3 protein-coding genes are annotated in these 3047 nt (G+C 60.5%); all 3 read left to right on the top strand.

Annotated features, from left to right (window positions below):
- Window positions 1-633 (top strand): 2-polyprenyl-3-methyl-6-methoxy-1,4-benzoquinone monooxygenase (gene coq7 / locus WCZ84_RS13890; RefSeq protein WP_372686868.1); only part of this gene is annotated, 633 nt, incomplete at its 5' end.
- 439 nt (window positions 634-1072) lie between these two features.
- A complete protein-coding gene (locus WCZ84_RS13885; RefSeq protein ID WP_372686869.1) occupies window positions 1073-2203 on the top strand; it encodes a glycosyltransferase in 1131 nt (376 codons plus the stop codon).
- A 41-nt stretch (window positions 2204-2244) separates the two neighbouring features.
- Window positions 2245-3047, top strand: an 803-nt coding sequence (locus tag WCZ84_RS13880) for a nucleotide sugar dehydrogenase (protein ID WP_372686867.1), incomplete at its 3' end; no start/stop codon positions are given.

The following is a 3047-nucleotide window of genomic DNA, read 5'->3' as shown; positions in this document are numbered from 1 at the left end:
CAGGGCGTGTGCGACGGCCTGCTGGCCGAGCTGGGCCGGGCGGTGCGCATCCTGGACGGTTCGGTGATGGCGGCGCGCGCCAACCCTGCGGGGCCTATGCCTGCAGATGCGGTGGATCTGGAAGGCGATCAGGCCCGTCATGCGGCGGGCCTGATGCGGGTGAATCATGTGGGCGAAATCTGCGCCCAGGCTCTTTATCGCGGGCAGGCGCTGTTTTGCGGCGATGCAGCAATTCGCGGCGTGTTCGAGCAGGCGGCGGCCGAAGAGGTCGATCATCTGGTCTGGTGCCGCCAGCGCATCGACGAATTGCGCAGTCGCCCCAGCGTATTCAACCCCCTGTGGTACCTGGGGGCTTTTTCTCTGGGGGCGATCGCCAGCCGCGTCGGCACTCCCTACAATCTGGGGTTCATGGCCGAAACCGAACGGCAGGTCGAGGAGCATCTGGATGGCCATCTGCAGGCGCTGCCGGCGCAGGACGTCCGGTCGCGCCGCATCGTGGCCCAGATGCGCGATGATGAAATCGGCCACCGGCGCACGGCCGAGGATCACGGGGCCTACCGGCTGCCCGCACCCGTGCGCTTGATCATGCGCGGCATGTCGCGTGTCATGACGACCACGGCCTACCGGTTTTAGGGTTATTCCCAAATGACAAATTCTGCAAGTGCACAACAATTTTGTGAGAAAAATACCACGATCAGGCCTGTCTCACGATCTGCTACAAGTTTTTCTTGCGTCGCACCATTCTTTGTCTATATAATTTGCTTATCGGATGTTGAAACGTGATTGCAGCGGGAAAACCCTAGATCACGCCAGACTCGGGCTCAGGCCCTAGCAGTCACGACTTGCCAAGGTTGTCTCCTCCACCCTCCTCCTTTGGTGGATTTAGCCCAGGATCTTCGGATCTTGGGCTTTTTTTTATCAAAAAGGCCTGAAGGCTTGTTGCTAACAGATTGCTGGCGCTTGCTGCAGTCAGCGATTTGCTTGCACTTGTATCATCGGGGCGAAGGCAGGGTACGGCGCTGCGGCCGATAATGTGTCTGTATTCATTTTTTCGGGTTTTGTCGTGAATGCTCTGAACCTGCCAGTCGGCCTCACCTGGCCTGTCATAGGTGTCGTGGCTTTTCTGGTCTGTGGGCTGATCGTCATTTCCGAGCGCTGGCACGGTCGGCTGACGGGCGACAGCGATCTGCACAAACCCCAGGCCATGCATACCCGCGTCACACCTCGTGTGGGGGGCCTTGCCGTCCTGGCTGGCAGCCTGGCGGGTCTGCTGGTGCTGGGGCCCAGCAACATGACGCTGGCCTGGCTGTGGCCCGTTCTATTCATCGCCGCTCTGCCCGTGTTCATGGCCGGGTTGCTGGAAGACATCACCAAGGATGTCGGATCGGGCAAACGCCTGGTTGCCGCCTTTCTTTCTGCGGCGATCGCCTGGTGGCTGCTGGGCGGTGTGACGCGCGTCGGCTGGTCGTGGGCCGATGCGATGTTGGGGTTCTGGCCGGTTTCCCTGGTATTCACCATGGTCGCGGTCGGCGGCTGCACCCACGCGCTGAACATCATAGACGGCATGAATGGCCTGGCGGGCATGATTGCCACACTGATGTCCGTTTCCCTGGCCCTGGTGGCCCTGCAAGTTCAGGATGTGCCCATCTTTCTCATCGCCACGGCCCTGGCGTCGGCGACGCTGGGCTTCCTGATCTGGAATTTTCCTTTCGGACGGGTCTTTCTGGGTGATGGGGGCGCCTATTTCCTTGGGTTCATGCTGGCCGAGCTGGCAGTGCAACTGGTCGTCAGGAATCCTGGCGTTTCACCTTTCTATGCCCTGGCGGTGCTGTTCTATCCCGTGTTCGAGACCTTGTTTTCGATCTGGCGACGGCGGTTCAAACGCGGTGTCCCGGTCGATCAGCCCGACGCACTGCACTTGCACCAGCTGGTGTTTCGACGGCTGGTACGCATCACGTTCAGCCGCGACCGGCGTCATGCATTGCCCGCCCTCTGCAATGCCATGGCCTCGCCCTATCTCTGGCTGCTGGCCTTGATCGGTCTGGTGCCGGCGACGATCTGGTGGGATGATGCGTGGCTGTTGTGCTTCAGCATGGCGGTGTTCGCGGGCGTATATATCTGGCTGTATTCGCGCCTGGTGTCGTGGCGGCGGCCGCGCTGGCTGCTGCTGCCTTCGTTGGGTCGCAGCGGCCGACACCGGTAAAATCAGACACATCAAACACCAAACAACCCTTGGAGATCATCTTGGAAATTCAGGACGTAAAGCTGGCGGTCGTGGGCCTGGGCTATGTGGGCCTGCCCCTGGCGGTCGAGTTCGGCAAACAGCGCAAGGTGCTGGGTTTCGACGTCAATGTGCGCCGGATCGATGAACTGCGTGCGGGTACCGACCACACCCTCGAAGTCTCGGGTGAGGAACTTGCCGAGGCTGCCCATCTGCGTTTCAGCCACGATCCAGCCCAATTGTCCGAGGCCAATGTCTTCATCGTCACCGTACCTACGCCCATCGATCAGTACAAGCAGCCCGATTTGACACCTCTGGAACGTGCCAGCGAAACCATAGGCCGTGTGCTCAAGCGCGGTGATATCGTCATCTATGAATCCACGGTTTATCCCGGGGCGACCGAAGAGGTGTGCGTGCCGGTTCTCGAACGGGTCTCGGGTCTGAAGTTCAATCTGGATTTCTATGCCGGCTACAGCCCGGAACGCATCAATCCGGGCGACAAGACCCACAGGGTATCCACGATACGCAAGGTGACCTCGGGCTCGACTCCAGCAGTGGCCGACCTCGTCGATACCTTGTACAGGCAGATCGTTGTCGCGGGTACGCACAAAGCGTCCTCGATCCGGGTGGCCGAGGCCGCCAAGGTGATCGAGAACACCCAGCGCGACGTGAATATCGCCCTGATCAACGAGCTGGCGCTGATTTTCAATCGCCTGGGGATCGATACCCTGGACGTTCTCGAGGCGGCCGGAACAAAGTGGAACTTCCTGCCGTTTCGTCCCGGGCTGGTGGGCGGGCACTGCATAGGTGTCGATCCTTACTACCT

Source organism: Castellaniella sp. (genome assembly GCF_041675725.1).
GTDB lineage: Bacteria > Pseudomonadota > Gammaproteobacteria > Burkholderiales > Burkholderiaceae_B > Castellaniella.
Note: the sequence above shows the minus strand (reverse complement) of the source record. Positions and strands in the feature narration are given on the sequence as shown.